The sequence below is a fragment of the Streptomyces sp. NPDC032161 genome (genome assembly GCF_040636995.1).
GTDB lineage: Bacteria > Actinomycetota > Actinomycetes > Streptomycetales > Streptomycetaceae > Streptomyces.
In genome coordinates, this window is record NZ_JBEZVN010000095.1 from 1 (window position 1) to 4,004 (window position 4,004).

General features: G+C 68.5%; 1 protein-coding gene. It reads right to left on the reverse strand.

Translation table 11 applies throughout. The features are described 5' to 3' along the window. On the reverse strand, window positions 1-4,004 hold a 4,004-nt coding region (locus tag AB0E67_RS36190), incomplete at both ends, for a condensation domain-containing protein (protein ID WP_362035078.1).

Here is a 4,004-nt window from a genome sequence, read left to right on the forward strand (position 1 = left end):
ACACCCACCGGCCTGAGCGCGGCGTCGAGCACGTACGCACGGGTGTTGTCCATGACCCGGCCCAACGGCACCGAACCACCCGCCGTGTCACCCATAGCAAGGGGTCCGCACACGGCGAACGTCGTCGACTCCGTCGGACCATAACCATTGACGAGCACCAGTCCCGGGCAGGTGTCCAGCAGACGCCGCACCGCCGCGGCCGGAACCGCGTCACCACCCGTCCACACCTCACACAGACCCGCGAAACACCCCGGATCCTCCTCCACCAGCACACCGAACAACGCCGCGGTCACCCACAGACCCGTCACACCCGAAGCCACCGCCTCACGCACCACCGGCGCACTCAGCTCCGCCCCCGCCACCACCACGGTCCCACCGTTCAGCAACGGCACCCACACCTCATACGTCGCCGCATCGAACGAATGCGGCGAATGGAACAACACCACCCCATGCCCACCCGAACCCCAACGGCCATCCGCCGCCAGCGCCACGATGTCCCCATGCGTGACCGCCACACCCTTCGGCACACCCGTCGACCCCGACGTGAACATCACATACGCCAAAGAACCAGCACTCACGACCGGCGTGACCACGCCCGTGCCCACCGGCACCGCGTCCACCGCGAGAGCCGGAATATCCGCGACCCTGTCCACGCCCCGGTCCGTGAGCACCAGCCGGGCACCGGCCTGCGCCAGCACCTGCCGCACCCGTTCCTCCGGATACGAGCCATGCACCGGCACATACACCCCGCCGGCCTTCAACACGGCCAGCATCGCCACCACCACATCAACCGACCGCTCCAACAGCAGCCCCACCCTGGACTCCGACGACACACCCCCCTCGACCAGGACGGCGGCAAGACGGTCGGACTCGGACTCCAACTCCGCATACGTCAGCACGACATCACCGCACCGCACCGCCACCGCACCCGGCGCCGCAGCGACCCGACGGGCGAACGCCGCCACGACCGAGGCGTCGTCGAGCGTGGCGCCCCCTCCATCGGCCCACTCGTCGACGACGAGGGCGCGTTCCTCGGGGGCCAGGAAGTCCAGCGCTCCGAGCCGGGTCTCAGCGTTGTCCACGAGCGCGGTGAGAACCTGGGCGAGGCGTTCGGCCAGGGTGTCGACCGTGGTCCGGTCGAGGAGGGCGGGGTCGTAGGCCAGCGTCATGTCCAGACGTTCGCCGGCCTGTCCGGCGATGAGGGTCAGTGCGTAGTTCGTCGACTCGACGGCCTGAACACCAGTCACCGACACACCATGCCGCTTCGCCGCGCCCGTATCGACCGGGTAGTTCTCGAACACCACCAGGCTGTCGAACAGCGACACACCCGCCGGCAGATCCGTCTCGATGTCCGACAACGCCACGTACTCGTACTGCCGCGACTCCACCAGATCCGACTGCACACCTCCCAGCCACGATGCCACCCGCGCCGACGGATCCACCCGCACCCGCACCGGAACCGTATTGATGAACAGACCCAGAATGTCCTCCACACCCGGCAGATCCGCCGGACGCCCCGAGACCGTCGTCCCGAACACCACATCCGCCGACGACGCGGACACACCCGCGCACTGCGACAGCAGCAGCGCCCACGCCCCCTGCACCACCGCGTTCACCGTCAGACGATGCCGCCGCGCGAACCCACCGACCCGGCCCGCCACCCCAGCACCCAGCACCACCGGAACACGGCCACTCGAACGACCTCGCTCCACCTCACCCGGCAAACGGTCATACGGCAATGCCACCGGCTCCGTCACACCCGCCAGCCGACCACGCCAGAACGCCTGCCCGGCATCCGCGTCCTGACCCACCAGCCAACGCACATACTCACCGAACGAGCCCCGCGACCGCACAGCCCGCCCAGACCCGTCACCGGCGTACTCGGCGAGCACGTCCGGCACCAACGCCGCCGTACTCCACCCGTCCAACAGCACATGGTGGAACGTCCACACCACCCGCACCGCATCACCCGACAACCGAGCCAACACCACCCGCAGCAACGGACCGGAGGCGAGGTCGATCCCATGTGCGCGGTCCTCGTCCAACAGCTCGGCCAGGGCCTCGGCCTGCCCCTCCTCCGTCAAATCGCTCCAGTCGAGCACGGTGACCGGCACCGTCACGTCCCGATGCACCACCTGCACCGGCTCCGACAAGCCCTCCCAGGCCAACGACACCCGCAACGCGTCCGAACGCGCCACCACCGTCTGCCACGCACACGCCAACCGCTCCACATCCGACACACCATCAAGCCGGAACACGAACTGCTCCACATAGGCGGACGAACCCGGATCCGCCAACGCATGGAACAGCATCCCCGCCTGCAACGGCGTCAACGGATACACATCCTCCACACCCCGACCGTCACCCACCACACGATCCACCTCCACCTGCGACAACCCCACCAACGGGAAGTCCGACGGAGTGCAACCACCTGCCCCCACACCCTCACAATGCACCACACACGCGACCAACTCCGCCGCGAACGCCTCCGCCAGTCCCCGCACCGTCTCCTCACGATGCACATCACCCGAGTAGATCCACGAGAACGCGAGACGGCCGTCCTGGATGGCTCCGACCACATCGATCAGATGGGTGCGGTTCTCGTGCGGTGCGTGGTCACCGCCGGGCAAGGGCAAAGCGTCTCGGAAGAGGCCGTCGCCGGCTTCGCCACCGATGTCGAAGTGACCGTGGTAGTTGAAGCTGATCTGCGGGTCGTCCAGGGCCCGGCCCTCCAGGCCACCGCCGAGGTAACGCAGCGCCCCGTAACCCACGCCCCGGTCCGGAACAGCACGCAACTGCTCCTTCACCGACTTCAGATCACGACCCCACGTGTCGACACCGTCCACGTCCTCACCCGACAACCCCAGGGCCACCGGATACACCGACGTGAACCACCCCACCGTCCGCGTCAGATCCACACCCTCGAACAACTCCTCACGACCATGCCCCTCCAACAGCACCGGAACCCGATCACGACCCGTCCACCCACGCAACACCCGAGCCAACGCCGTCAACAACACGTCATTCGCCTGCGTCCGATACACCGCCGGCACCCGCTGAACCAACGCCTCCGTCTCCTCCACCGACAGAGCGACGGAGACAGTGCGGGCCGAGGCAACGGTGTTGGTTCCGTCGGGGTTGTCGAGCGGCAGCCGGTGGTCGGCCTGTGCGGTGACGGAGGTCCAGTGGGCGCGCTGGGCGTCGAAGCCGCCGCGGGCCGTATGAGCCGCCAGTTCCTGTGCCCACTGGCGCACGGAAGTGGTCTTCGGGCCGAGGTCGGGCGTGCGCCCCGCGGCGGCCTGTTCGTACGCCGTGCTCAGGTCCTCCAGCAGGATGCGGAGGGACACGCCGTCGATGACCAGGTGGTGCGCCGCGATGAAGAACCACGGAGCACGCCCCGCGCCCCTCCGGCCGAGAAGGACGCGGATGAGCGGGCCTCCGTCGAGGTCCAGGTCCGCCTGGGCGGCAGTGGCCAGCCGCTGCCAACGTGCTTCTGCTTCGGCGTCGTCCTCGGGCAGGTCGTGGGACGCGAAGATCCCTTCCGCGGTGACGACGGAGCGGTCCTCGTACCGGGCCGAGGTACGACCGGAGAAAGTGGTACGGAGCGCATCGTGCTGGGACAGAACTGTCCCGAGCGCCGTCAGCAGGGCTGACTCGTCGGTCTCCGGGTCCAGCGCGAGGGCCAAGGACATGTTGAAGTGCTCCGGCGCCGCCGGGTGGGTCTCGAAGAACCACTCCCGGGCGGGCAGCGTCGGCACCTCACCGGTGAGCTCGCCCTGCTCGGCGGTCGAGGCCGCCGCCGCAGCGTCCGACTCCACAGCCGGGATGACCGCGGCCAGAGAGGAGATGGTGGGGTGCTGGAAGACGTCCCGGGAGGAGAGTGACAGACCGGCGCGACGGGCCCTTGAAACGACCTGGAGGCTGATGATCGAGTCGCCGCCGAGGTCGAAGAAGTTGTCGTGGACACCGACGCGCTCAAGCCCGAGGACCTCGGCCCAGACGGA